22 protein-coding genes are annotated in these 24,037 nt (G+C 62.8%); 17 read left to right on the top strand and 5 right to left on the bottom strand.

Annotation, left to right across the window (positions count from 1 at the left end; genetic code table 11):
• Positions 1-18 precede the first annotated feature (18 nt).
• Together NIM87_RS16770 and trxC are read left to right on the top strand one after the other, a co-directional pair.
• The gene (locus NIM87_RS16770) at positions 19-1,314 is read left to right on the top strand and encodes an NAD(P)/FAD-dependent oxidoreductase (RefSeq protein ID WP_254675852.1); all 1,296 of its coding nucleotides are present in this window, start codon (positions 19-21) and stop codon (positions 1,312-1,314) included.
• On the top strand, positions 1,311-1,739 hold the full coding sequence (gene trxC, locus NIM87_RS16765; protein ID WP_254675851.1) for a thioredoxin TrxC: 429 nt from the start codon (positions 1,311-1,313) through the stop codon (positions 1,737-1,739). Before NIM87_RS16770 ends, trxC begins: the two co-directional genes overlap by 4 nt.
• Positions 1,740-1,785: 46 nt before the next feature.
• On the opposite strand, the gene NIM87_RS16760 is transcribed toward trxC, so the two are convergent.
• Positions 1,786-2,799, bottom strand: coding sequence for an NAD-dependent epimerase/dehydratase family protein (locus NIM87_RS16760; RefSeq protein WP_254675850.1), 1,014 nt, complete (start codon positions 2,797-2,799; stop codon positions 1,786-1,788).
• 28 nt (positions 2,800-2,827) lie between these two features.
• Complete coding sequence (locus tag NIM87_RS16755) at positions 2,828-4,162, bottom strand: UDP-glucose dehydrogenase family protein (protein WP_254675849.1); 1,335 nt, start codon at positions 4,160-4,162, stop codon at positions 2,828-2,830.
• Between the two features lie 174 nt (positions 4,163-4,336).
• Between NIM87_RS16755 and NIM87_RS18750 the strand changes: the two genes are divergently transcribed.
• From NIM87_RS18750 to NIM87_RS16725, 6 genes are all read left to right on the top strand, one after another.
• Positions 4,337-6,622, top strand: coding sequence for an ATP-binding cassette domain-containing protein (locus NIM87_RS18750; RefSeq protein WP_254675848.1), 2,286 nt, complete (start codon positions 4,337-4,339; stop codon positions 6,620-6,622).
• A 277-nt stretch (positions 6,623-6,899) separates the two neighbouring features.
• Positions 6,900-8,759, top strand: a complete 1,860-nt coding sequence (locus tag NIM87_RS16745) for a feruloyl-CoA synthase (RefSeq protein WP_254675847.1) — start codon at positions 6,900-6,902, stop codon at positions 8,757-8,759.
• 3 nt (positions 8,760-8,762) lie between these two features.
• Entirely contained in the window at positions 8,763-10,004 is a 1,242-nt protein-coding gene (locus NIM87_RS16740) for a thiolase family protein (protein ID WP_254675846.1), read from the top strand.
• Positions 10,004-10,765, top strand: coding sequence for an SDR family NAD(P)-dependent oxidoreductase (locus NIM87_RS16735; RefSeq protein ID WP_254675902.1), 762 nt, complete (start codon positions 10,004-10,006; stop codon positions 10,763-10,765). Before NIM87_RS16740 ends, NIM87_RS16735 begins: the two co-directional genes overlap by 1 nt.
• A gap of 9 nt (positions 10,766-10,774) precedes the next feature.
• Entirely contained in the window at positions 10,775-11,221 is a 447-nt protein-coding gene (locus tag NIM87_RS16730) for an acyl-CoA thioesterase (RefSeq protein ID WP_254675845.1), read from the top strand.
• Positions 11,214-11,984 (top strand): crotonase/enoyl-CoA hydratase family protein, encoded by a 771-nt coding sequence (locus NIM87_RS16725; RefSeq protein WP_254675844.1) that lies wholly within the window; start codon positions 11,214-11,216, stop codon positions 11,982-11,984. Before NIM87_RS16730 ends, NIM87_RS16725 begins: the two co-directional genes overlap by 8 nt.
• Before the next feature lie 1,166 nt (positions 11,985-13,150).
• Here the strand turns inward: NIM87_RS16725 and NIM87_RS16720 are convergent.
• Positions 13,151-13,627 carry a MarR family winged helix-turn-helix transcriptional regulator gene (locus NIM87_RS16720; RefSeq protein WP_254675843.1) on the bottom strand — a complete coding sequence of 159 codons (477 nt, stop codon included), beginning with the start codon at positions 13,625-13,627 and terminating at the stop codon, positions 13,151-13,153.
• A gap of 269 nt (positions 13,628-13,896) precedes the next feature.
• Here NIM87_RS16720 and NIM87_RS16715 point away from each other — a divergent pair, with 269 nt between their 5' ends.
• The 3 genes from NIM87_RS16715 (at position 13,897) to NIM87_RS16705 (ending at position 16,904) form a co-directional block, all read left to right on the top strand.
• Entirely contained in the window at positions 13,897-14,439 is a 543-nt protein-coding gene (locus NIM87_RS16715; protein ID WP_254675842.1) for a TRAP transporter small permease, read from the top strand.
• Positions 14,436-15,758, top strand: coding sequence for a TRAP transporter large permease (locus tag NIM87_RS16710; RefSeq protein WP_254675841.1), 1,323 nt, complete (start codon positions 14,436-14,438; stop codon positions 15,756-15,758). Before NIM87_RS16715 ends, NIM87_RS16710 begins: the two co-directional genes overlap by 4 nt.
• Positions 15,759-15,887: 129 nt before the next feature.
• Positions 15,888-16,904, top strand: coding sequence for a TRAP transporter substrate-binding protein (locus NIM87_RS16705; RefSeq protein WP_254675840.1), 1,017 nt, complete (start codon positions 15,888-15,890; stop codon positions 16,902-16,904).
• Between the two features lie 131 nt (positions 16,905-17,035).
• Here NIM87_RS16705 and pobA read toward each other — a convergent pair whose 3' ends face one another.
• Positions 17,036-18,193, bottom strand: coding sequence for a 4-hydroxybenzoate 3-monooxygenase (pobA, locus tag NIM87_RS16700; protein WP_254675839.1), 1,158 nt, complete (start codon positions 18,191-18,193; stop codon positions 17,036-17,038).
• A gap of 55 nt (positions 18,194-18,248) precedes the next feature.
• Here pobA and NIM87_RS16695 point away from each other — a divergent pair, with 55 nt between their 5' ends.
• Positions 18,249-19,121, top strand: coding sequence for a helix-turn-helix domain-containing protein (locus NIM87_RS16695; protein WP_254675838.1), 873 nt, complete (start codon positions 18,249-18,251; stop codon positions 19,119-19,121).
• A gap of 58 nt (positions 19,122-19,179) precedes the next feature.
• Here the strand turns inward: NIM87_RS16695 and pcaQ are convergent, their stop codons facing one another.
• Positions 19,180-20,115, bottom strand: a complete 936-nt coding sequence (pcaQ, locus tag NIM87_RS16690) for a pca operon transcription factor PcaQ (protein ID WP_254675837.1) — start codon at positions 20,113-20,115, stop codon at positions 19,180-19,182.
• 146 nt (positions 20,116-20,261) lie between these two features.
• Between pcaQ and pcaD the strand changes: the two genes are divergently transcribed.
• From pcaD to NIM87_RS16665, 5 genes are all read left to right on the top strand, one after another.
• Positions 20,262-21,053 (top strand): 3-oxoadipate enol-lactonase, encoded by a 792-nt coding sequence (pcaD, locus tag NIM87_RS16685; protein ID WP_254675836.1) that lies wholly within the window; start codon positions 20,262-20,264, stop codon positions 21,051-21,053.
• A complete protein-coding gene (gene pcaC / locus NIM87_RS16680; protein WP_254675835.1) occupies positions 21,046-21,435 on the top strand; it encodes a 4-carboxymuconolactone decarboxylase in 390 nt (129 codons plus the stop codon). The genes pcaD and pcaC overlap by 8 nt, the downstream gene beginning before the upstream one ends.
• Positions 21,432-22,178, top strand: a complete 747-nt coding sequence (pcaH, locus tag NIM87_RS16675; protein ID WP_254675834.1) for a protocatechuate 3,4-dioxygenase subunit beta — start codon at positions 21,432-21,434, stop codon at positions 22,176-22,178. The genes pcaC and pcaH overlap by 4 nt, the downstream gene beginning before the upstream one ends.
• A gap of 1 nt (position 22,179) precedes the next feature.
• Positions 22,180-22,800 (top strand): protocatechuate 3,4-dioxygenase subunit alpha, encoded by a 621-nt coding sequence (gene pcaG / locus NIM87_RS16670; protein WP_254675833.1) that lies wholly within the window; start codon positions 22,180-22,182, stop codon positions 22,798-22,800.
• Between the two features lie 162 nt (positions 22,801-22,962).
• Positions 22,963-24,000 carry a 3-carboxy-cis,cis-muconate cycloisomerase gene (locus tag NIM87_RS16665; protein ID WP_254675832.1) on the top strand — a complete coding sequence of 346 codons (1,038 nt, stop codon included), beginning with the start codon at positions 22,963-22,965 and terminating at the stop codon, positions 23,998-24,000.
• Positions 24,001-24,037 lie beyond the last annotated feature (37 nt).

Genomic DNA, 24,037 nt, shown 5'->3' with positions numbered 1-24,037 from the left:
TGTGGCATGGAGGAAGAAATGGCTCATATCGTTGTACTGGGTGCCGGTCTTGGCGGCACGATCATGGCCTACGAGTTGCGCGACGCGCTCGGCGCGGGGCACAGGGTTTCGGTCGTCAACAAGGGGACCAGGTTCAGCTTTGTCCCGTCCAACCCATGGGTTGCCGTTGGCTGGCGCGACCGCGAAGACATTGAGGTCGACCTGACCGAAGTGTTCAAGCGGCGCAACATTGACTTCTTTCCGCAGGGCGCCGAGCGCGTGCATCCCGCAGAGAAGCGGGTGACGCTGACCGACGGCCAGGACCTCGACTACGACTACCTGGTCATCGCCACCGGCCCCGAACTCGCTTTCGATGAAATCCCCGGCTTTGGTCCCGATGCCGCAACGCAGTCGGTCTGCCACATTGATCACGCGCTCGGTGCCAAGGACGCCTTTGATCGATTGGTCGCCAATCCCGGCCCCGTCATTATCGGCGCCGTGCAGGGGGCCTCGTGCTACGGCCCTGCCTATGAATTCGCCTTCATCCTCGACAAGGCCCTGCGCGATGCCAAGGTGCGCGACCGGGTCCCGATGACCTTTGTGACCGCAGAACCCTATATCGGCCATCTGGGCCTCGACGGCGTGGGTGACACAAAGGGGCTGCTCGAAAGCGAGATGCGGCAGCGCCATATCCGCTTCATCACCAATGCCAAGGTCGACAAATTCGAGGACGCAAAGGCCTTCGTCAGCGAAATTGCTGACGATGGTTCGGTGCGGCAGTCCCACGAAATCCCCTTTGTCTATACCATGATGCTGCCCGCGTTTCGCGGCGTGCCGGCCGTGCGCGGCATCGAGGGCCTGACCAATCCGCGTGGCTTCATCCTGGCCGACCAGTACCAGCGCAATCCCACGTTCAAGGACGTGTTTTCGATTGGCGTGTGCGTCGCCATTCCGCCGGTGGGCAAGACGCCCGTGCCGGTGGGTGTGCCCAAGACAGGCTTCATGATCGAATCCATGGTCACCGCCACCACGCAGAACATCGCCAGCCTGGTCAGCGGCAGGGAGCCGACCGCGATCCCCACCTGGAATGCGGTCTGCCTGGCCGACTTTGGCGATGGCGGCGTCGCCTTCGTGGCCCAGCCGCAGATTCCGCCCCGCAATGTCAACTGGTCGGGTTCGGGCAAGTGGGTGCATGTCGCCAAGATCGGCTTTGAGAAATACTTCCTGCACAAGATCCGCGCTGGCACCGCCGAGCCGTTTTATGAGAAACTGGCGCTCCAGGTGCTCGGCATAGACAAGCTCCGGGCCGTCAAGCAGGACAAGACTGGCGCATGACCCACATCGTTTGCTCCCATTGCGGCGCGACCAACCGCATCCCGGACGGCCGCGACCTGGCTTCGGGCAATTGCGGAAAATGCGGACGGCAGCTTTTCGAGGGTCAACCTGCGGATGTGTCCGCCGCAATCCTCGAAAAGCACATCGCCAAGTCCGACATTCCCGTGCTGGTCGATGTCTGGGCACCTTGGTGCGGACCCTGCAAGGTCATGGGCCCACAGTTCGAGGCGGCCGCCAAACGGGCCGAGCCCAGGCTTCGCTTCGTCAAGCTCAACTCCGATGACAACCAATCGCTATCCGGGCGCCTGGGCATTCGGGGCATCCCCACCATGATCATGTTCAAGAGTGGCCGGGAGGTTGCCAGGGTGTCCGGCGCCATGAGCAGCGCCGACATTCTCGCATGGGCCGATCAACACCTGCGCTGACGGTCTCGCACCCCGGGCCCATGCCACGGGATACGAAGTGGAGGCGCTATGAAGCCGCAAGGTGCCGCCCGACCTCTCGATACCACTCGACAAACCTGGCGACGCCCGTCGGGACATCAGTCTGCGGGACGGAGCCGATCAGGGCCTGCAGGAGAGTCGTGTCCGACTCGGTTGCCACCACGTCACCGGGCTGCATGTCCATCAGGTTGAGGCTGGCTCTCTGTCCGATGGCGGTTTCCACCGCCGAGATGAAATCCATCAGTTCCGTGGGCCTGCCGCCGGCGATGTTGACGGTGCGGAATGGGGCGATAGCGGAGAGACTGTCGCTGGGGCCAACGGGTTCACCCGTTTTGGGAATGCACGCGCCCAGCTTGATCATGGCCGTCACCAGATCATCGACATAGGTGAAATCGCGGCGCATCCGCCCATGGCCATAGACGTCGATGGGACGGCCGTTGAGGATGGCGTCGGTGAACTTGAACAGCGCCATATCCGGTCGGCCCCAGGGGCCATAGACGGTGAAGAAGCGGACGCAGGTCGAGGGAATGCCAAACAGGTGCGCATAGGAATGGATGGCCGCCTCGCCGGCCTTCTTGGTTGCCGCATAGAGCGAGGCGGGAGCGTCGGCGCGGTCGGTTTCGGCAAAGGGCATCTTGGTGTTGCCACCATAGACCGAGCTGGTCGACGCAAAGACCAGGTGCTTTGGCGGGGTGCGGCGCAGGGCTTCGAGCAGATTTGCCGTGCCGACCACATTGGACTGGATATAGCTCTGGGGGTGTTCGAGGCTGTAGCGGACGCCCGCCTGGGCGGCGAGGTGGAAGACGATATCGGCCTTGGCGCTGTCGATAGCGCCCCCAAGTGTGTCCGCATCCTCGAGCATGGCTTCAATCTGGCGAAAGCGGGATTGCTCGCCAAGGATTGCGACGCGCGCACGCTTCAGCCCCGGGTCGTAGTAGTCGGTGAAGCCGTCATAGCCAACCACGTCATGGCCCAGGGCCAGCAGGTGCCGGGCAAGGTGGAAACCGATAAAACCTGCCGTTCCGGTGACGAAAGCCTTCATGTCTGTCCTGTCTTTCGGTCGGCCTGGCTCAGTGGGCCGCGTCGTCGGCAACCGGCTCGATGCCCCGGCCGATGCCGACATAGGTGAACCCGTGCCGCGCCATTTCCTGCGGCGGATAGACATTGCGCAGATCGACAAAGACCGGCGCGATCATGGCGGACTTGATCCGGTCCAGGTCAAGCGAGCGGAACTCGTTCCATTCGGTCACCAGCACGATTGCATCGGCGCCCCGGGCGGTCTCGTAGGCATTATCGGCGAACCTGACACCCTCGATAAGGCTGCGCGCAGTGTCCATGCCCTGCGGGTCAAAGGCCACCACACTCGCGCCGCGGTCCTGCAATCCCCGGATCAGATCGATGGAGGGCGCCTCGCGCATGTCATCGGTATTGGGCTTGAAGGTGAGGCCGAGCACGCCAATGGTCTTGCCGCGCACGTCCCCGCCGCAAGCCGCAATCACCTTGCGCGACATGGCGCGCTTGCGATGATCATTGATGGAAACGGTGGTTTCGACCAGCCGCATGGGACTGCCGAAATCCTGGCCGATCTTGACCAGGGCCTGCGTGTCCTTGGGGAAGCAGGAGCCGCCATAGCCGGGGCCGGCATGGAGGAATTTCGATCCGATGCGATTGTCGAGGCCGATGCCGCGGGCCACTTCCTGAACATCCGCGCCGGCAACTTCGCACAGGTCGGCAATCTCGTTGATGAAGGTGATCTTCATGGCAAGGAAGGCATTGGCGGCATATTTGATCAGCTCCGCCGTGCGGCGCGCGGTGAACTGAAGCGGCGCCTGATTGAGATAGAGCGGACGGTAGACCTCGGTCATCACCTCGCGGGCGCGATCGTCCTCGAGCCCGATGACGATGCGGTCGGGCCGCTTGAAATCCTCGATGGCTGCGCCTTCGCGCAAGAACTCGGGATTGGACACCACGGCGACATCGGCGTCGGGATTGATGCTGGCGATGATATGGGCGACCTCGTCGCCCGTCCCCACCGGCACGGTGGATTTGGTGGCGACCACGGTGAACCCGGTGACGGCCCCGGCGACTTCGCGGGCCACGGCATAGACAAAACTGAGATCGGCATGGCCATCGCCCCGCCGGCTGGGTGTCCCCACCGCGATGAAAACGACATCGGCAGGCGCAACCGAGGCCGGCAGGTCGGTGGAAAAGCGGAGGCGGCCGGCGCTGATATTGGATTTGACCAACGCGTCCAGGCCAGGCTCGTAGATCGGAATGATACCTTCGCGCAACGCTGCGATCTTGGCATCATCCTTGTCGATGCAGACCACCTCATGACCAAAATCGGCAAGGCAGACGCCGGTGACGAGACCAACATATCCAGATCCGACGATGGCAATTTTCATGAGCTGTGTTCCCGATACTGGCTGGCCTCTGGATAAAGTGGCACAACGTCCTGATCAAGGGTGTTGCGCGTCAACGGGGCCGTAATCCTAGGGAGTGCCCGCAAAGCTCTTGAGCCGGTCCGGACACCGAAGACGTCTAAATTGACATGAAGATATTTGATTTGGGGGAATTACGTGGCTGACGATCTTTATGGCGCCATTGTCATTCGCGGGGCGCGCGAGAACAATCTCAAGAATGTCTCGCTCGACATTCCCAAGCGCCAGATCACGGTGTTCACCGGAGTTTCGGGATCGGGAAAGTCATCGCTGGTCTTTGGCACCATTGCCGCGGAAAGCCAGCGGCTGATCAACGAGACCTATCCCGCCTTCGTGCAGCAGTTCATGCCCCACTATGGGCAGCCCGATGCCGACCAGCTCGAAAACATTTCGGCGGCGATCATCGTTGACCAGCAGCGGCTGGGCGGCAATTCGCGCTCGACCGTCGCCACGGTGACCGACGCGGCGCAGATGCTGCGCGTGCTGTTTTCGCGGCTGGGTGAGCCGCGCCTTGGACCGCCCGGGCTCTATTCCTACAATGACCCGCGCGGCATGTGCCCGGATTGCGAGGGCATTGGCCAGGTCGCGGCCATGGATATGAGTGCGGTGATCGACGAGACCAGGTCGCTCAACCAGGGTGCGCTCCTGCCCAAGGATTTTGCCGTCGACGGCTGGTACTGGGAAATCTACGCCAATTCGGGCTTGTTCGATCTCGACAAACCGATCAGCCAATATTCCCCCGAGGAGCGCGAGAACCTTTTCCACCTCGATGACGGGCGCAAGATCAAGGTGGGCAAGATCGGCCTAACCTACGAGGGCGTGGTCACCAAGCTCAAGAAGGGGCTCGGCTCCAAGGACCCGGAGAGCCTGCAGCCCCATGTGCTGCGCGAGTACGAAAAGATCTTTACCCGCGCCACTTGCCCCGCGTGTCATGGCACCCGCCTCAATGCCGGGGCGCGCGAAAGCCGGATCAACGGCAAATCGATTGCCGAGCTGTCGGCCATGCAGGTTTCCGACCTCGCCTTGTTCATCAGGGCCATCCAGGCGCCGCAAGTCGGCCCCATGCTCGGTGCCCTGGCGTTGCGGCTCGAGAACCTGGTCACCATTGGCCTGGGCTATCTCAGCCTTGATCGTGAAAGCTCGACCCTGTCGGGTGGCGAAAGCCAGCGGGTAAAAATGGTCCGTCACCTTGGCTCGTCGCTCACCGACATCACCTATGTATTCGACGAGCCTTCGGTGGGCCTCCACCCCCACGACGTGGGAAGCCTTGCCACGCTGATGACCCAGCTGCGCGACAAGGGCAATACGGTGCTGCTCGTCGAGCACAAGCCCGACATGATCGCCATTGCCGACCATGTCGTCGACATGGGCCCGCTTGCCGGCTCAAGGGGCGGCGAGGTCGTTTACGAGGGCGATTTTGCGGGCCTTCTCACCTCCGGCACCTTGACCGGAAACCACATGCGCAAGCATCAGAAGATCAAGGACAAGGTGCGCAAGCCCGAAGGCGATGCCCTGCGCATCGAGCACGCAACGCTCAACAACCTGCGCGACGTTTCGGTATCGATCCCGCGCGGCGTGCTGACGGCGGTAACCGGCGTGGCCGGGTCGGGCAAGTCGAGCCTGATCCAGGGCTGCCTGCCGCTTGCTTATCCCGACACCATCATCATCGACCAGAACCTGGCGCGGGGGTCGCGCCGCTCCAATACCGCCACCTATACCGGCATTCTGGACGCAGTGCGCAAGGCCTTTGCCAAGGCCAATGGCGTCGAGGCGTCGTTGTTCTCGGCCAATTCCAAGGGGGCCTGCCCCGACTGCAACGGGCTTGGCGTCATCTTCACCGATCTTGCCCATCTCGACCCCATGGTCACCACCTGCGAGACCTGCGAGGGCAAGCGTTTCCTGCCCGAAGTGCTTGAGCATGCGCTACGCGGCAAATCCATTGCCGACGTCTATGAGATGAGCATTGAGGATGCGGCAGGCTTCTTCACCGAGGCTGCTATCGCCAAAATTCTGAAGGGCCTTGTCGATGTCGGTCTGGGCTATCTCACCCTGGGCCAGCCGCTCTCGACCCTTTCGGGCGGCGAACGCCAGCGCCTGAAACTGGCCGCCGAGCTGGGCAAGCAGGGCAATATCTATGTGCTCGATGAACCCACCACAGGCCTGCACATGAACGATGTCGATACCCTGATCGGCCTTTTCGACCGTCTCGTCGATGCCGGCTCGACCGTTATCGTCATCGAGCACAATCTGGACGTCATCTCCCGCGCCGATTGGGTCGTGGACCTGGGGCCGGGTGCCGGACACGATGGTGGCACCGTGCAGTTCGAAGGTGTCCCGGCGGACCTCGCCAAGGCGAAGGGCGCGCTGACGGGGCAATATCTGGCGCAGCGGAACGGCGCACCCGGCAACAACCCTCTCCCTTGATCCTTCTCCCCTCAAATCTCTCCGCTGGAGAGATTTGACCCATGGGTCGGGTCGAAGCCCGCAAGAGGGAGGGAGATGATGAGCACTGACCTCTCAGACTTTCGCCTCGCTCCCCTTGATGGGGAGGGGAAGAGGGCAGGGTGATGCCATGCACCACTCCAACGCGGTTTGCGATCCGCGCTCCCTGCCGTGGCCGGACACTTGGGGTTTGCGGCATTGCAGGCCCTTGCACCTGTTATAGTTATGCGTCATAACTAAATCCGTGGGGAGGATACTCATGGACGTCAAATCTACCCCGATCCGCCAGGTGCGGCTCGGAAACATGGCTGCTTCTGCCGAACACCGCGCCGATGGCAGCGCCATCATCCGCTCTGTCGAGGCGCTTGGCGCCTATCCGCGCGCCATTGTCGATGCGCTGGAAGCCTGGGCGCACAAGACACCCGACGCCATGCTAATCGCCGACCGCGACGGCGACGGCTGGCGCGAATTGACATTTGGGGAGGTCCTGGCGCGCATTCCGCCGCTGGCGCAGGCGCTTCTCGATGCCGGTCTCTCGCCCGAGCGGCCCCTGATGATCCTTTCGGGCAATGAGATCGAGCATTTCCTCTTGGGCATGGCAGCGATCTGGGTGGGCATCCCCTATGCTCCCATTTCCCCGGCCTATTCGCTGGTCTCCACCGATTTCGGCAAGCTCCGGCACATTGCAGGTCTTCTTACTCCCGGCATGCTCTATGCCAGCGATGGCGCAAAATTTGCACCCGCCATTGATGCGGTGTTTGGCCCCGACGTGCCGCTGATCGTGCGGTCCAATCCTATTGGCGGGCGCGCTGCCAGCCTCTTCAATGACCTGCTCACGACACCGGTGACGTCCGCTGTTGCCGATGCTCATGACGCCATTTCGGCCGACACCATCGCCAAGGTGCTGTTCACCTCCGGCTCGACCGGTCTGCCCAAGGGTGTCATCACCACCAACCGCATGATGGCCTGCAACCAGCAGATGATCCGCCAGGCGCTGGCCTTCGTGGCCGATGAACCGCCGGTGCTGCTCGACTGGATGCCCTGGAACCACGTCGCCGGCGGCAGCCATAATACCGGCATCGCCATCTACAATGGCGGCAGCTTCTATATCGACGATGGTCAGCCCACTCCGGCGCGCATCGGCCGTACGCTGGAAAATTTGAAGACGGTGCAGCCGACCCTCTTCACCAATGTGCCCAAGGCCTATGAATTTCTCGTCGCTGCCTTTGACGAGCATCCTGAGGCGCGGCGCAATCTCTTCGCGCGGTTGAAGCTTTTGCAATATGCCGGCGCCGGTCTCTCCCAGCACGTCTTTGAGGGTCTCGATAAGGCCGCCCGCGCCGAAACCGGCGAGCGGGTGTTGATCATCACCGGCTACGGCTCGACCGAAACGGCGCCCTTTGCCTTCACCACCACTTGGCCGGTGGAAGAGGCCGGCCATATCGGCCTGCCCGCCGCCGGCATGACGGTCAAGCTCGTGCCCAATGGCGACAAGACCGAATTGCGTCTCAAAGGCCCCAATGTCACTCCCGGCTATTGGCGCGACGCTGAAAAGACCCGCGAGGCCTTTGACGAAGAAGGTTTCTACCAGATCGGCGACGCCGTACGCTTCGCCGACCCGGATGATCTCACCAGGGGCTTTGTCTTCGATGGCCGCGTCACCGAGGACTTCAAGCTCTCGACCGGCACCTGGGTCAATTTCGCTGCCGTGCGCACTGCCGTCATCAGCGCCTGTGCGCCGCTGATCCGCGATGTGGTGCTCACCGGCCTCGACAGCAATTTCATTGGTGCCATGATCTTCCCCGACCTCAACGCCTGCGCCCGCCACGCGGGCCTGCCCGCCGATGCGGAGGCCGAGGCCATTGTCGGCCATCCCGCGGTGCGGCAGAAATTTGCCGAAAGCCTCGGCGCCCTGGCGCAGAAGTCCACCGGCAGTTCCAACCATGTGGCGCGAGCCCTGGTGATGACTGCGCTGCCCGACATCGACAAGGGCGAGGTGACCGACAAGGGCTCGATCAACCAGCGGGCCGTGCGTACCCATCGCCCCGATCTGGTCGCCAGCCTTTATGCTGAACCGCCCGGCCCCGACATTTTCGTACTTTCCCGGAAAGGCGCCTGAACCATGAGCAAAGGCCTTCGCCTCACCTTCGACGACGCCTGGCTGCTCGGCGGCGCCCGCACGCCCTTTGTGGACTATCGCGGCGCACTGAGCGAGATTTCGCCCATCGACCTCGGCATCAAGGCGGCCCGCGCCGCCATCGAGCGGACGGGTGTGAACGCCGCCGATATCGGCCATACCATTGCCGGCTCCATGGCCCAGGCCTCGTTCGATGCCTATGTCACCCCGCGCCATATCGGCCTCTATGCCGGCGCGCCCATCGAGGCCCCGGCCCATCTGGTGCAGCGCATCTGCGGCACCGGCATCGAGGTCATCGCTCAGGCAGCCGATTCCGTGTCCCTCGGCCGCGTCGACCTGGCGCTGGCGGCGGGTTGTGAATCGATGAGCCGCAATCCCATCGCCGCCTATACCCACCGCAATGGCTTTGCCATGGGCAAGGTGGAGTTCAAGGACTTCCTCTGGGAAGCGCTTTACGATCCGGCCGGTTGCGTCAACATGGGCGACACGGCGGAAAACCTCGCCAAGCAATACAACATCGGCCGCGAGCGCGTGGATCGCTTCGCCGAGCGCAGCTTCAACCGCGCCATCGCCGCCCGCGACGCCGGCATCCTGGCCGAGGAAATCGTGCCGGTGATCAGCGAGAGCTTCGAGATCGATACGCTCGACAAGCGCGGGATCAAGCTGCCGCGCGGGGTCGAAAGCGTCGATACCGACAGCCATATCCGTCCCTCGCCTTACGATATCCTTGCCAAGCTCCGTCCCGCCTTTGGCGGCGTGCAGACCGGGGGGAATTCTTCGGCCATCGTCGATGGGGCAGGGGCCGTGCTGGTCGCCTCCTCGGCCTATGCGAAAGCCAATGGCCACACTCCGCTCGCCCGCATACTTGCCAGCGCCGCCGTCGGCGTGCCGCCCCAGATCATGGGCATCGGCCCCGCCCCGGCCATTCGCGCGGTGCTCGAAGTGGCGGGCATGCGCCTCGACCAGATCGACCGCATCGAGATCAACGAAGCCTTCGGCGCGCAGATCCTGGCCTGCGTCGATGAGCTCGGCCTCGATGAAGACAAGCTCAACGTCAATGGCGGCGCCATTGCCATCGGCCACCCGCTCGGGGTCACCGGCATCCGCCTTGGCCTCACCCTGGCGCTTGAACTCAAGCGCTCCGGCAGCCGCTATGGCATCGCCTCGGCCTGCATCGGTGGCGGGCAGGGTATTGCTCTGCTCATCGAAAACCCCGAGGCCGCGTGATGGATATTTCGGGCAAGATCGCCTTTATCACCGGTGGCGCCTCCGGGCTTGGTGCAGCAACAGCGCGCATGCTGGCCGCGGCCGGCGCCAGGGTCGGCATTTTTGATCGCAACGCCGAACTGGGCCAGGCCGTCGCCGCCGAACTGGGCGGGCAATTCTTTGCCCTCGACGTGTCCGATGCCGCCAGCGCCGAAGCTGCCGTATCGGCCGCCGTCGCATCCCTGGGCACGCCATCGGTGCTGGTCAATTGCGCCGGCATCGGCACCGCGGGGCGCATCGTCGGGCGCGACGGACCAATGGCCCTCGATGCCTTCACCCGGGTCATCAATGTCAATCTGGTGGGCAGCTTCAACATGATGCGGCTGTGCGCCCATGCCATGTCGCTGGGCGAGCCGGATCAGAACGGCCAGCGCGGCGTCATCATTTCCACCGCGTCCGTCGCCGCCTATGAGGGGCAGATCGGCCAGGCCGCCTATGCGGCCTCCAAGGGCGGCATTGTCTCGCTGACCCTGCCGGCCGCGCGCGAATTTGCCCGTTTCGGCATTCGCGTCCTCGCCATCGCGCCGGGCCTGTTCCTGACGCCGCTGCTCGAAGGCCTGCCCCAGGAAACCCAGGATGGGCTGGCTGCAGCCATCCCCAATCCGGCGCGCCTGGGTCGTCCCGACGAATATGCGGCATTGGTCAAGTCGATGGTCGAAAACGATTATCTCAATGGCGAAGTGGTGCGCCTTGATGGCGCCCTGCGCATGCAGCCCAAATAGGAGCCGGACATGTTCACCAATACGACCAGGGTGGAAATCCAGTTCGGCGACTGCGACCCCGCCGGCATCGTTTATTATCCCAATTATTTCCGCTTTTTCGACAATGCCACGGCGGGGATGTTGTCGGCCGCCTTTGGCATGCACAAGCGCAATTGGCTGCAACACTACGGCATTGCCGGCATCCCCATGGTCGATACCGGCGCGCGGTTCATTCGCCCATCGAGCTTTGGCGATCTGGTTGAGATCAAAAGTGAAATCACCGAGCTGGGCCGTTCAAGCTTTTCGGTGCAACACAGCCTTTTCAAGGATGGCGAATTGGCCATCGAGGCGCATGAAAAGCGCGTCTGGGTGGTGCGCGACGACCAGGGCGGCATCCGCTCCGCTCCATTGCCTGATCAAGTGCGGCAGCTTTTGAGCGCCGAAGCCGAAAGCGCCGAGAGGACCGAGAATGACTGAAGCCGAAGTTCTGACGATCAGCCAGAAGGGCGCCATCGCCCACCTGATGCTCAATCGTCCCGAAAAGCGCAATGCGCTCAATGACGATCTGATCGCCGCGCTCGATGCTTTTTTTGGCGCCGTGCCAGCCGGAACGCGCGCCATTGTCGTCAGCGGCAATGGCGGACACTTCTCGTCCGGCCTCGATCTCTCCCAGCACGTGGCGCGCAGCCCCCTCGACGTCATGGCCCATTCGCGCAATTGGCACCGGGTCATGGCCCGGATTGCCACTTCGCCGGTGCCGGTCATTGCCGCCATGAGCGGTGCGGTAATGGGTGGCGGGCTTGAATTTGGCGCAACCTGCCATGTCCGCGTGGCCGAAGAGACGGTCCGCTTCCAGATGCCCGAAGGCCTGCGCGGCATTTTCGTCGGTGGTGGTGGCTCGGTGCGGATTTCCCGGCTCATCGGTCCAGACCGCATGACCGAAATGATGCTCACCGGTCGCAGCTATTCGGGCGTCGAAGGCGAGCGCCTGGGCCTGGCGCACCACGTGGTGCCCGAAGGTGGGGCGCTGGAAAAAGCGTTTGAGCTGGCCGAACGGATCGCCAAAAACTCGCCCACCATCAATGGCTTCATCATCCAGGCCATCGCCCAGATCGGCTCCATGCCGCCCGAAGCGGGGCTCTACGCCGAAAGCCTCACGGCGGCCTTGAGCCAGACCGGCCCGGACGCCGAGGAAGGTTTGAAGGCATTCCTCGAAAAGCGCCCGCCGGTCTTTCGCTAGAAGCGACGCGCGGGGGATCTCGCCGCTGGCAAATGGGGTCGTCACCTGCGTCCCCTCTCCCCTCAGGGGAGAGGGACAGGGTGAGGGGTGAAAGCCCCTCGCAGGCCCCGATGCTGAACCCCTCGTCCGGCCCTTCGGGCCACTTTCTCCCCGAGAGAGAGAAGGACGACCGCTGCCCCATCCGAGCGGGTACACTGTTGGAGCAAGGCAGCGTTTCAGCGAAACGGTGAAATGATTCAGAAGCGGTGGGATCTGCGTCCCCTCTCCCCTCAGGGGAGAGGGATAGGGTGAGGGGTGAAAGCCCTTCGGAAGCCCCGATGCTGAACCCATCGTCCGGCCCTTCGGGCCACTTTCTCCCCGAGAGAGACACGACCGCTGCCCCATCCGAGCGGGTACACTGTTGGAGCAAGGCAGCGTTTCAGCGAAACGGTGAAATGATTCAGAAGCGGTGGGAGCTGCGTCCCCTCTCCCCTCAGGGGAGAGGGAGAGGGTGAGGGGTGAAAGCCCTTCGGAAGCCCCGATGCTGAACCCATCGTCCGGCCCTTCGGGCCACTTTCGCCCCGAGAGAGACACGACCGCTGCCCCATCCAAGCGGGTACACTGTTGGAGCAAGGCAGCGTTTCAGCGAAACGGTGAAATGATTCAGAAGCGGTGGGAGCTGCGTCCCCTCTCCCCTCAGGGGAGAGGGATAGGGTGAGGGGTGAAAGCCCCTCGGACGCCCCGATGTTGACCCCCTTCATCGGCCCTTCGGCCCACCTTCTCCCCTTAGAGCGTTTCAAACTCAGGCGGACGCGGTTCCATCGCCTCCCTCCCCCTTGTGGGCTTCGACCCGTCCCGAAGGGCAAACCTCTCCGGTGGAGAGGTTTGAGGAGAGAAGGACCGAGGGTGGGGGTGTCGGCATGTCCTCTTGCTCGGAGCCTTTGGAGGTCGCGTCACCCCCACCCCAGCTCTGCTATGGCCTGTCGGCCTAGCGTCGCTACCCTCCCCACAAGGGGGAGGGAGGAAAAAGGGCAGCGCGTTCAGCTAAACGTGAAACGGTCTAGAAGCGACGCGCGGGGGATCTCGACGCTGGCAAACGGGGTCGTCACCTGCGTCCCCTCTCCCCTCAGGGGCGAGAGAGACGGCCGCTTTCCCAATCGAGCGGGTACAAAGTACAGAAGTACCGCTCAGATCAGCCGGTCGAGCAGGGCCAGCAATTGGGCGCGGGCGGCGGGGCCGCCGAGCCGTGCAACGGTCTCGTCTTCCAGCGCCGCATGGCGCGATTGCGCGGTTGCGAGGAAGGCCGTGCCCGCAGCGGTCAGGTGCAACGCATTGGCGCGCCGGTCCTGTGCCGAAGGCACCCGCTCAACCAGGCCGCGCTCCTCCAGCCCATGCACCAGGGTGACAAAGTTGGCGCGCTTGATCCCCAGCACCTCGGCAATTTCGGTTTGCTTGCGCCCGGGATTATCGTCGATCAGCACGAGCACCGAATATTCTGCGGGCCTGAGCTTGAACTCATCGAAAAAGGCAAGGAACTTCTGGAACACGCTCAGCTGGGCGCGCCGTAAACGATAACCAATGGCGCCGGTCGTGGTCTCGGTGCGCAGCCCGCTATCGGTTTCGGGCAAGTCTATCGTGGTGTCGGTGTCAAAGGATTGGCTCATTGTGTCCTGACCCTAGCGGGACGACCGGCGAAGGCAAGTGCGCCCCACGTGATATATGGTGATGACAGCTAAAAACCTGCGGCCAGAATCAGAGAGTGTCCGGCAGGGCTTTTATTCGTTAGGGTTATCGGATCGAGGGCGCGACGGGGCGTTTCATAGCGCAAAATGCCATCGGTCATAATCCCAAGGTTATGAAGTGGCGGCCAATTGTCATTTTACTTGGGGGCGGCCAACGCCTTAAATCGATCCGAGTGTGGGGGGAGACCTGCGTGTTTAGAGACGAGTCCCTTTTGGGTCGCCTGATTGTAAGTCTGGCCAAGTGGCTGGCCGTCGCTGGCGGCCTGGTTCTCATGGCCATGGTCGCCATGATTGTCGTGTCCATCGTGGGCCGCGCCCTGCTGGCCTTTGGCCTCAAGCCGATCACGGGCGACTATGAACTGGTGTCCATCGGCATGGGTTTTGCTGTCTTTGCCTTCCTGCCCTGGGCTCATCTCCAGCGCGGCCATGCGCTGGTGGCGCTCGTCACCGACAGTTTCGGCCTTCGGGTCAACAGCTGGCTTCTGGTCGTCACCGACCTGATGATGCTGGTCGCGTCCGCTTTTATCGCCCATCGGCTCTATTTCGGCATGATGGACAAGTTTGCCTATAAGGAAACCACGCTCCTGCTGCGCTTCCCGCTCAGTTGGGCCTATGCCCTGGGCTTTATCGGCGCCGCGATCATGGTCGTGGTGGCTTTCTATGTGCTGGGACGTTCGCTTCGCTATGCCCTCAAGGGCGAGGCTGAACCCAAGCACGCCGGAGTTGACCTATGACCCCGTTGCTGCTCGGCTTCCTCGGCCTTCCGGCTGTCCTCATCCTGATTTTCCTGCGCGTGCCCATCGGCATCGCCATGCTCGCCATCGGTGTCTTTGGCAGTTGGGCGGTCACAGGCAGCTTCAATCCGGTTTCGGCCCAGTTCAAGAACCTGGCCTATTCCACCTATGCTTCCTACTCGCTCTCGGTCGTGCCGCTGTTCCTGCTCATGGGTCAGTTCGCAACGCTCGGTGGCCTGTCAGCCGGCCTGTTCAATGCGGCCGCGGCCTGGCTGGGCCACAAGAAGGGCGGCGTGGCCATGGCCGCCATCGGCGCCAGCGCCGGCTTTGGCGCCATTTGCGGCTCGTCCCTCGCCACGGCGGCCACCATGGGCCAGGTGGCGCTGCCTGAGTTGAAAAAATACGGCTATTCCGGCGCGCTTTCGACCGGCGCCGTGGCGGCGGGTGGCACCCTGGGCATTCTCATTCCACCCTCGATCATCCTCGTGATCTTCGCGGTCCTGACCGAGCAGAACATCGCCAAACTGTTCATGGGCGCCTTCATTCCGGGCATTCTGGCGGCTATCGGCTATATCGTGGTCATTGCCATCTATGTGCGGGTACAGCCCGAGGCCGGCGGCGTGCGCGAGCGTATGCCCTATGGTCAGCGCTTCCGCGAACTGGCCAAGACCTGGCCGGTGCTGGTGGTGTTCCTGGCCGTGATCGGCGGCATCTATGCCGGCATTTTCACCCCGACCGAAGCGGCCGCCGTTGGCGCTGCGGGCACCTTCCTGATTGCGCTGGCGGCCCGCAGCCTTGATCGCAAGACCATCGTCGAGGCGTGCCTGGCCACCGCCAGCGCCACGGCCATGATCTTTCTCATCGTGCTTGGCGCCGCCGCGCTCAATGGCTTCCTGGCGATGAGCCAGGTGCCGCAGGTCATGGCATCCTGGGTGGGCGAACAGGGCTTCAACCCCTGGGTCGTCATGGTCCTGGTGCTGGTGTTCTATCTGGTCATGGGCTGCGTCATGGATTCGCTCTCCATGATCCTTTTGACCGTGCCGATCATCTTCCCGATGATGTCGGTGCTCGATTTTGGCCTGACGCCCGATGAATTCGGCATCTGGTTCGGCATCATTGTTTTGATCGTGGTCGAGGTGGGGCTGATTACGCCGCCTGTGGGGATGAACCTGTTCATCATCAATTCCATGTCACCCCAGACCCGCCTGTCGGAAACCTATCGCGGCGTGCTGCCCTTTGTGGCCAGCGATATTGTCCGCACCGCTATCCTGGTCGCATTCCCGCCCATCACGCTGTGGCTGGTCTGGATGTTGTACTAGGGGTGGAACAAGGATTGGAGCCGGTTTGCCAGGCAGATCGGCTCCCGGACTGAACCGGCCGCATCTCGTCTCCGGGCGGATGCGGGCAGTGTACCGGCCAAATCGGCCATGACGAGGGAGGGAAACCCAATGAAGACCAAGATGTTGGTGCTGGGGGCGCTTGCTGCGCTCGCCATGTCCACAAGTGCCTTTGCCCAGGAAGTGACCCTGCGCATTCACCAGATGCTGCCGGCTCAGGCGACCATTCCGGCCCAGGCCATCGAGCCATGGGCTGCCAAGGTGGCCGACGAATCCGGTGGGCGCATCAAGTTCGAGCTCTATCCGGCCATGCAGCTTGGTGGCGCGCCGCCGGAATTGTTCGACCAGGCCAAGGACGGCGTGGTGGACATCATCTGGACCGTGCTTGGCTATACGCCCGGCCGCTTCCCCAAGTCCGAAGTGTTTGAACTGCCGTTCATGACCCCGAATGGCGAAAAGGGTTCAGGCGCTTTCTACAACTACGTCATGGCCAATTCGGCTGACGAGTTTGCCGGCGTGCATGTCATCGCCTTGCATACCCATGGTCCGGGCCTGTTCCACTCCAAGAACCCGATCGCCAGCCTTGAAGACCTCAAGGGCATGAAGGTTCGCGGTGGTTCGCGCATCATTTCGAGCATGCTGGCCGAGCTGGGCGCCGAGCCCATCGGCATGCCGGTGCCGCAGGTGACCGAGGCCCTGTCCAAGGGCGTGATCGACGCCACGACAATTCCGTGGGAAGTGACGCCGTCGCTGCGCGTTGCCGAACTGGTCAAGAACCATACCGGCTTTACCAGCCAGAATGGTCTTTACACCCAGACCTTCGGTTTCGTCATGAACATGGACAGCTACAACAACCTGCCTGACGACCTGAAGGCGATCATCGACGCCAATTCCGGCCTCGAGACGTCGCGTCAGTTCGGGCGCGTCATGGACAATGGCGATTCCTCCGGCCTGTCGATTGCCGTCAATGCCGGCAACAACATCGTCCAGCTCGACGAAGCCGAAACGGCCCGTTGGGTTGCAGCGGCCGAGCCGGTTGTCCAGCAGTGGTACGCCGACATGGAAGCGCTTGGTTTTGACGGTCCGGCTCTGCATGAAGCTGCCAAGGCCGCTATCGCCGCCGAGTAAGACGATCTGAACATGACGAAGGCCCGGTCAGGACACTGACCGGGCCTTTTCTGTTTTGTTCATCCAGCATCAAACGAGGGGCGTTCGCTGTTCATCTTGGGCGCCCTGGCCCCGGCCCTGGAGGGGGCGGACTAGGACGGCAATCCCGTATAATTCTCCGCCAGGCTCTGCTGCGCCACCCGTGATCCAGCCAGATAATCGAACTCCGCCCGCTGAATCCGGCGGCCAAAAGGCCCGTTTTCCGGGAAAGTATGCAGAAGGCTCGTCATCCACCAGCTGAACCGCTCGGCCTTCCATATCCGGCTCAGGGCCCTGGCCGAATAAAGTTCCACACCCACCGACGACCGCTCGCCATAAAATTCAATGAACGCATCCGCCAGCATGGCCACATCGCTCATGGCGAGGTTAAGGCCCTTGGCCCCGGTTGGCGGCACGATATGGGCCGCATCCCCTGCCAGGAACAGGGCGCCAAAACGCAGCGGCTCGGCCACGAAACTGCGCAACGGCGCGATGGATTTCTCAATCGACGGGCCGGTTTCAAGCGCCTCGGCGGTCTCCGGATTGAGGCGGCGGCGCAACTCATCCCAGAACCGGTCGTCGCTCCAGTTCTCGACCTTTTCGTCGGTCGGCACCTGCACATAATAGCGGCTGCGGATCATCGAGCGCTGCGAGCAGAGTGCAAATCCGCGCTCGTGATGGGCATAAATCAGCTCATGCGCCACCGGCGGCTTGTCGACAAGAACGCCAAGCCAACCAAAGGGATAGACCCGCTCAAACGTAGTGAGCGCTGACTGGGGTACACTGGCGCGGCTGACCCCGTGATAGCCGTCGCAGCCCGCGACGTAGTCACAGTCCAGCCGGTGAGTGACGCCATCCTTGACCCAATTGACCCAGGGCTTGCCATCGAGATCATGGAGGGAAACGTCCTCGGCTTCGTAGATGGTCTGGCCCTGCCGGGCGTCCATCAGGTCTCGCGTCACCTCCGTCTGGCCATAGACCATCACATGCCGCCCGACGAGATCGGTAAAATCAATGCGCAGCCGGTCGCCATCAAAGGACAGGTCCGTGCCGTGATGAACAAGGCCCTCGGCCTGCAGTCGTCTATCCACCTGGGCGCGTGTCATCAGGTCCACCGAGCCCTGTTCCAGAACGCCGGCCCGAATGCGGCCAAGCACATAGTTGGCGCTTTTGCGCTCGAGAATGACATTGTCGATGCCCGCCAGGTCCAGTAGCCGCCCGAGCATGAGGCCGGCCGGGCCCGCGCCGATAATCGCAACCTGGGTGCGCATGAAATCCTCCACTTTCTTCTCGCGCCCATAGTGCGGCCTCCCGCCCGTGCCGTGAATGGACAGGGCGCGCAATCTCTTGCACTATCCGAACATGAATTTTGTGCCGACCTATGCCCTTTACGGGGAAATCGATAGCAACAGGCAGCACGACTGGCTCCACTGGGAGACCATCCAGTCGCGCAGCCGCCTGCACGACTATCGCATCGCGCCGCACCGGCATGAGCAGTTCTTCCAGGTGCTGCATCTGAGTTCGGGCAAGGCTGACATGACGCTGGATGGCGACAGTCACACGCTGCTACCCGACAGTGTCGCCGTGGTTCCCGCCGGGGTGGTGCATGGCTATGCGTTCAGTGCCGATGTGCAGGGCGTAGTCGTGACGCTGATGCAACGCGACCTCGAAGGGCTCGGCCTGCCAAGGCCCGAAGCCATGGTGATCCGGGGGGACTGCCGCGACATTGTTTTGGCTGTGAAGCGCCTGACCAGCGAGGCCGACCGGCCGGGGCTCGGCCACGACGTGGCCATGCGCGCCCATCTGACGCTGCTGCTGGTGGCGCTGCGGCGCACCGGCCCTCAGACAACGCAATCGGTGGACGCCGGGCGGACCGGTCAGTTGATCGCAAGGTTCCGTGACCTGGTAGAGCAGCGCTTCCGTGAAACACGGCGCGTATCCGACTATGCAAATGCGGTTGGGGTCAGCCATACCCATCTCAACCGGCTGTGCCGGCAGGTGCTCGGCCGCTCGGCGCTGGCGGTCATCGAGCAGCGCGTGGCGCTGGAGGCGCGGCGCCAATTGCTGTTTTCAGCCCTGCCGGTCAAGCAGATCGGCGCCGAACTGGGCTATGAGGATCCCGCCTATTTTTCCCGCGTCGTCACCCGCGCCTTTGGCCTGTCCCCTGTGGCCCTGCGCGAACAAATGCGGCGGCGCTAAAGCGTTTCGAGCGAAATTGCTTCCGTTTTACGGCTCGGAGACGCGATAACATGGAAACCTAGTATCCGGCCCGGCGCAGTTTCTCGGCCACGTCGCGCACTGCCTGCATCAGGCTGGTGGCCGCCAGTGTTGCCGGTGTATCGGTGCGCGTGGTGAAGCCCACCGGCCCGAGTGTTTCGCTGGTATCGACGGGGAGAAGGTCCAGACGCCCCTCGGCCACATCATCGGCCACCACGCCCTCGGAAATGATCCAGATTGCATCGGTCTGCCGCACGTAGGATCGACCGAAGGCATTGGAGACGGTTTCGATCTCGTCGCGCAATTGCGTTACGCCATGGGCCAACAGGATGCGCTCCACCACCGGCCGGATCACCGAATCCGGCGTCGGCATCAGCGTCTGGTAACCCTCGATCAGCCGCAAGTTGAATTCGGGTTCGCTCAGCACCGGATGGCCCGGCCGTACCGCCAGCACCACGCGCTCGGAATAAAGGTGCTCGAACGAGAGCCCCACCATGGCATTGGGCTCGGCCATGCGGCCAATGACAATGTCCACGTCGCCGGTGCGCAACAGGCTCAGCAGATAGCCATTGGGCCCGGTAATGATGCGGGTCGTGACCCCTGAATTGTCATGGGTAAAGGCCCTCACGGCATCGGGCAGGATATGCGCCGAAACGGTCGGCAGCGCCCCCACTCGCACCATGGCCGCGTCATGCGCGCCACGTGCCGCGTCGATCCCCTGCCGCAAGGCCGCAAGGCTCGTCGAGGCATAGCGGAAGAATACCTCGCCAAAGGCCGTCAGCGCCAACCGGCGACGGCTGCGGTCGAACAATTGCCCGCCCAGCAGGGCTTCGAGCTCCTGGATGGTCTTGGTGGCCGCTGGCTGGCTGATATTAAGCGCATCGGCAGCCCCCGCCATCGAGCGCAGCCGCGCAACTTCCAGGAAACAGGCAATGTGGCGAAGCCGGATCCTGGGGTCGATGATGCGTTGCGACATGGCGTTATCGGTTATGGCTTTCGGGTAATTCGGACAAAAACAGGCAAAACTTTGCGCGGTCCGATAACCCATGGATTATGAGTAGTTCGAGACATATCATTTTACAGCCTCCTCGCCAGCCCCTTAAATCAGGGCAAGAGGACGCCATGACTTTCGCCCGCATCAACGCAATTCTGCTGCATTACCGAACCTGTGGTCCTGCCGGGGCGCCGGCGCTGGTGTTCGCCAATTCCCTGGGCACCGACGCCCGCATCTGGGACGCGGTGATTGAACGTTTCAGCACCCGCTACTTTTGCGTCTCCTATGATAAGCGCGGGCATGGCCTCAGCGACGCGCCGGCGGGAGATTATGCGCTCGACGATCATCTCGATGATCTTGAAGGCTTGCTCGATCATCTCGGTCTGGGGCGCGCCGTTCTTGTCGGCGACTCGGTCGGTGGGGTCATCGCCCAGGGCATGGCGCTGCGCGCGCCGGAGCGGATCGCCGGCCTCGTCCTCTGCTGTACCGCGCCGCGCATGGGCGATAATGCCATGTGGAATGCCCGCATCCAGACGGCTTTAAGCCAAGGGCTGCTGCCCATGGCCGATCCGGTGATGGAGCGTTGGTTTAGCCCTGATTTCCGCCGCGACCGTCCGGTGGAACTGGCCGGCTGGCGCAATCTCTTTCTCTCCACCAATCCGCAGGGCTATGCCGGCACCTGCGCCACCCTGCGCGACACTGACCTGTCTTCCGCCATTGCCGCTATTGCCGCGCCCACGCTGATCGTGGCGGGCGATGAGGATCTCGCGGCGCCGGTGGACCTGGTGCGTAAATGTACCGCTATTCCCGGCTCGCGGTTCCAAGTTCTGGCCGGGGTCGGCCATATTCCGTCCATCGAACAGCCTGCCGCGTTGGCTGGTCTGATCACCGATTTTCTCAAGGAGGTTGGCCATGGCTGACACGTCATTGTTCGACCGTGGCATGGCGACACGCCGTTCGGTTCTCGGCGACAGCCATGTCGATGGCGCCACCGCGCGCATGTCGACTTTCGATAGCGATTTTCAGGCCTTTATCACCGAGGGCGCCTGGGGTTCGGTGTGGTCGCGCCCGGGTTTGAGCAAGCGCGAGCGCTCGATGATCACCCTGGCGCTTCTCGCCGGATTGGGCCACGAAGAAGAATTCGCCATGCATGTCCGCGCCACGGTCAATACCGGCGCCACCGAGGAAGACATCAAGGAACTGTTGCTGCACGTGGCGGTCTATGCCGGCGTGCCAGCCGCCAACAGTGCCTATAAGATCGCCAAGCATGAATTGGCCAAACGCCAGGAGGCAGCGCAATGAGCGGCATTATTCTTCCGGGGGCCGACGGCGTGCTGTTTCAGCGCGACCGCGACTGGCACCCCAAGGCCGATACGCCGGGCTACAAGTCGACCACGTTCCGTGCCCCCAAGCATAGCCTTCTGGCCCTTGGTCCGACGAAATCGGAACTGACCGGTCCGACCTTCGGCCATGAAAAACTTGGTACGCTCGACAACGACCTGATCCGCAATTTCAGTCAGGACGGCACCGACGCCATCGGTCAGCGCTTGGTGGTCTATGGCCAGGTGCTCGACGAAAACGCGCGGCCCGTGCCCAATACTCTGGTGGAATATTGGCAGGCCAATGCCGGCGGCCGTTATCGCCACAAGAAGGAAGGCTATCTCGCCGCGCTCGATCCCAATTTCGGCGGCTTTGGCCGCTCGATCACCGACGAGAACGGCTTTTATCACTTCCGAACCATCAAGCCCGGCGCTTATCCCTGGCCGAATACCGGCAATGACTGGCGCCCCGCCCATATCCACTTCTCGGTCTTCGGCCACGCTTTTGCGCAGCGCCTGATCACCCAGATGTATTTCGAGGGCGACCCGATGATCTGGCAATGCCCGATCGTTGGTACCATCCCCGACAAGTCGGCCATCGACCAGCTCATCGCCCGGCTCGACCGCCACAACACCACGCCTATGGATGCTCTGGCCTATCGCTTCGATATCGTGCTGCGCGGCCGCCGCTCGACCATGTTTGAAAACAAACTGGAGGGGAACTGACATGTTGCACCCCACCCCGATCCTGAAAGAAACCCCATCCCAGACCGCCGGCCCCTATGTCCACATCGGCATGACGCCGAATTTCTGCGACATTACCGGGGTCATCGATACGGACCTGGGCAAGACCATGCTCAACGGCGCCATCGAGGGCGAGCGGATCGATATCGTTCTGCGCCTGATCGACGGAGCCGGGGTGCCGCTTTCCGATGGTGTTGTCGAGATCTGGCAGGCTGACGCCAGCGGCAATTTCCTCGGCCCGACGACGCCCGATTCCAATTCCGCGCCAGCCTTTACCGGCTGGGGCCGCCAGCCGGCCAACGAGACTGGCGAGCTGCGATTTGAGACCATTAAGCCCGGTCGCGTGCCCGGCCCCGATGGCAAGCTCATGGCCCCCCATGTCGCACTCTGGATCGTGGCGCGCGGCATCAATATCGGCCTCCAGACCCGGCTCTATTTCGCCGACGAGGTCGAAGCCAATACTGGCGATTTCGTGCTCAACAAGATCATGGACAAACGCCGCCGCGAAACTCTTATCGCCCGCCGCGAAGACGGCCCGGTGCCGCGCTATGTGCTCGACATCCACTTGCAGGGCGAAAAGGAAACGGTGTTTTTCGATATGTGAATGGTGGCCGGGTTTCTCGGTCGCGACCCCGCTCTCCATCGAGGTCCATCGAGGGGAGGGAGGCGCAAGTTGCGATGCCCGTGTTCATCGTCTCCCTCCCCCTTGTGGGGATGGATCAAGGGTGGGGTGGCGGTGCACACCGCAGCCAGCTAGGAATACCCAATGACCCTGCTCTCCGCCCTTGCTGGCGACGCCGAAATCGCAGCGCTGCTTTCCGACGCGGCTCAGCTTGATGCCATGCTGACCATTGAACGCGCTCTGGCTGCGGCCAGCGCCGATGCGGGCTGGATCAGTATCGACGACGCGACCGCCATAGACAGCGCCATTGAAGGCTTCGAACCCGATTGGGTCGGCCTCCAGGCCGGCATGGTGCAGGATGGCGTCGTGGTCCCGGCGCTGGTCAGGCAGTTGAAAGCTAAGGTCCCCGAGGCGCACCGTGCTGCCCTCCACAAGGGCGCCACCAGCCAGGATGTCACCGACACGGCACTGATGCTGCAATTGGGCAAGGTCTTCGACCTCTATGAGGCGCGTCTGTCGGGTCTCATAACGCAGCTCGAGAGTCTCGATGCCGCCTATGGCGATCGGTCCTTGATGGCCCACACCCGTATGCAGGTGGCGTTGCCCACGACCTGGCGCGCCAAGCTGGCAAGTTGGTCCGAACCCTTGGTCCGGCACTTGCGCGCCATTGTCGCCATGCGGCGCAGTCTATTGGTAATCCAGCTTGGCGGCCCCGTGGGGGATCGCGGAAGCTTTGGCGAATTTGGCGATGCGATTGCCGGGGGCCTGGCCAGGCGGCTCGACCTTGGGTTGGCGACGCCATGGCAGGCAACGCGCGATCCCATCATCGCGCTGGGGGGGCTCCTTGCGCAAATTTCCGGCTCTCTGGGCAAGCTGGGCATGGACGTGACGCTGCAAGCGCAGAACGAAGTGGCGGCCATCCGGCTCGAGGGCGGCGGCGGGTCTTCCGCCATGGCGCACAAGTCCAATCCGGTCAATGCCGAGGTTCTGGTGGCACTGGCCCGCTATAATGCGGGCCTGTCCGGTGTTTTGGCCCAGGCGCTGGTGCATGAAAACGAACGCTCCGGCGCCGCCTGGACCCTGGAATGGCTAACCTTGCCGCCCATGTTGGAGGCGAGTGGTGCCAGCCTGCGCCTCGCCGCGTTGCTCCTCGAGCAAATTCGTGTCGTGGACCCGGATTAGGTTATCCAAAAGGCCGAGTTGGCCTAAGGCAGGCGCA

The sequence above is a fragment of the Devosia ureilytica genome, assembly GCF_024273195.1.
Classification (GTDB): domain Bacteria; phylum Pseudomonadota; class Alphaproteobacteria; order Rhizobiales; family Devosiaceae; genus Devosia; species Devosia ureilytica.
The sequence above is the reverse complement of the archived record's forward strand: the minus strand, read 5'-3'. Positions and strand labels throughout refer to the sequence as shown.

Bases quoted from the DNA above. Each gene is read 5' to 3' on its own strand.
- NIM87_RS16770 (WP_254675852.1), top strand. From the start codon at position 19: ATGGCTCATATCGTTGTACTGGGTGCCGGTCTTGGCGGCACGATCATG.
- trxC (WP_254675851.1), top strand. From the start codon at position 1,311: ATGACCCACATCGTTTGCTCCCATTGCGGCGCGACCAACCGCATCCCG.
- NIM87_RS16760 (WP_254675850.1), bottom strand. From the start codon at position 2,799: ATGAAGGCTTTCGTCACCGGAACGGCAGGTTTTATCGGTTTCCACCTT.
- NIM87_RS16755 (WP_254675849.1), bottom strand. From the start codon at position 4,162: ATGAAAATTGCCATCGTCGGATCTGGATATGTTGGTCTCGTCACCGGC.
- NIM87_RS16745 (WP_254675847.1), top strand. From the start codon at position 6,900: ATGGACGTCAAATCTACCCCGATCCGCCAGGTGCGGCTCGGAAACATG.
- NIM87_RS16740 (WP_254675846.1), top strand. From the start codon at position 8,763: ATGAGCAAAGGCCTTCGCCTCACCTTCGACGACGCCTGGCTGCTCGGC.
- NIM87_RS16735 (WP_254675902.1), top strand. From the start codon at position 10,004: ATGGATATTTCGGGCAAGATCGCCTTTATCACCGGTGGCGCCTCCGGG.
- NIM87_RS16730 (WP_254675845.1), top strand. From the start codon at position 10,775: ATGTTCACCAATACGACCAGGGTGGAAATCCAGTTCGGCGACTGCGAC.
- NIM87_RS16725 (WP_254675844.1), top strand. From the start codon at position 11,214: ATGACTGAAGCCGAAGTTCTGACGATCAGCCAGAAGGGCGCCATCGCC.
- NIM87_RS16720 (WP_254675843.1), bottom strand. From the start codon at position 13,627: ATGAGCCAATCCTTTGACACCGACACCACGATAGACTTGCCCGAAACC.
- NIM87_RS16710 (WP_254675841.1), top strand. From the start codon at position 14,436: ATGACCCCGTTGCTGCTCGGCTTCCTCGGCCTTCCGGCTGTCCTCATC.
- NIM87_RS16705 (WP_254675840.1), top strand. From the start codon at position 15,888: ATGAAGACCAAGATGTTGGTGCTGGGGGCGCTTGCTGCGCTCGCCATG.
- pobA (WP_254675839.1), bottom strand. From the start codon at position 18,193: ATGCGCACCCAGGTTGCGATTATCGGCGCGGGCCCGGCCGGCCTCATG.
- NIM87_RS16695 (WP_254675838.1), top strand. From the start codon at position 18,249: ATGGACAGGGCGCGCAATCTCTTGCACTATCCGAACATGAATTTTGTG.
- pcaQ (WP_254675837.1), bottom strand. From the start codon at position 20,115: ATGTCGCAACGCATCATCGACCCCAGGATCCGGCTTCGCCACATTGCC.
- pcaD (WP_254675836.1), top strand. From the start codon at position 20,262: ATGACTTTCGCCCGCATCAACGCAATTCTGCTGCATTACCGAACCTGT.
- pcaC (WP_254675835.1), top strand. From the start codon at position 21,046: ATGGCTGACACGTCATTGTTCGACCGTGGCATGGCGACACGCCGTTCG.
- pcaH (WP_254675834.1), top strand. From the start codon at position 21,432: ATGAGCGGCATTATTCTTCCGGGGGCCGACGGCGTGCTGTTTCAGCGC.
- pcaG (WP_254675833.1), top strand. From the start codon at position 22,180: ATGTTGCACCCCACCCCGATCCTGAAAGAAACCCCATCCCAGACCGCC.
- NIM87_RS16665 (WP_254675832.1), top strand. From the start codon at position 22,963: ATGACCCTGCTCTCCGCCCTTGCTGGCGACGCCGAAATCGCAGCGCTG.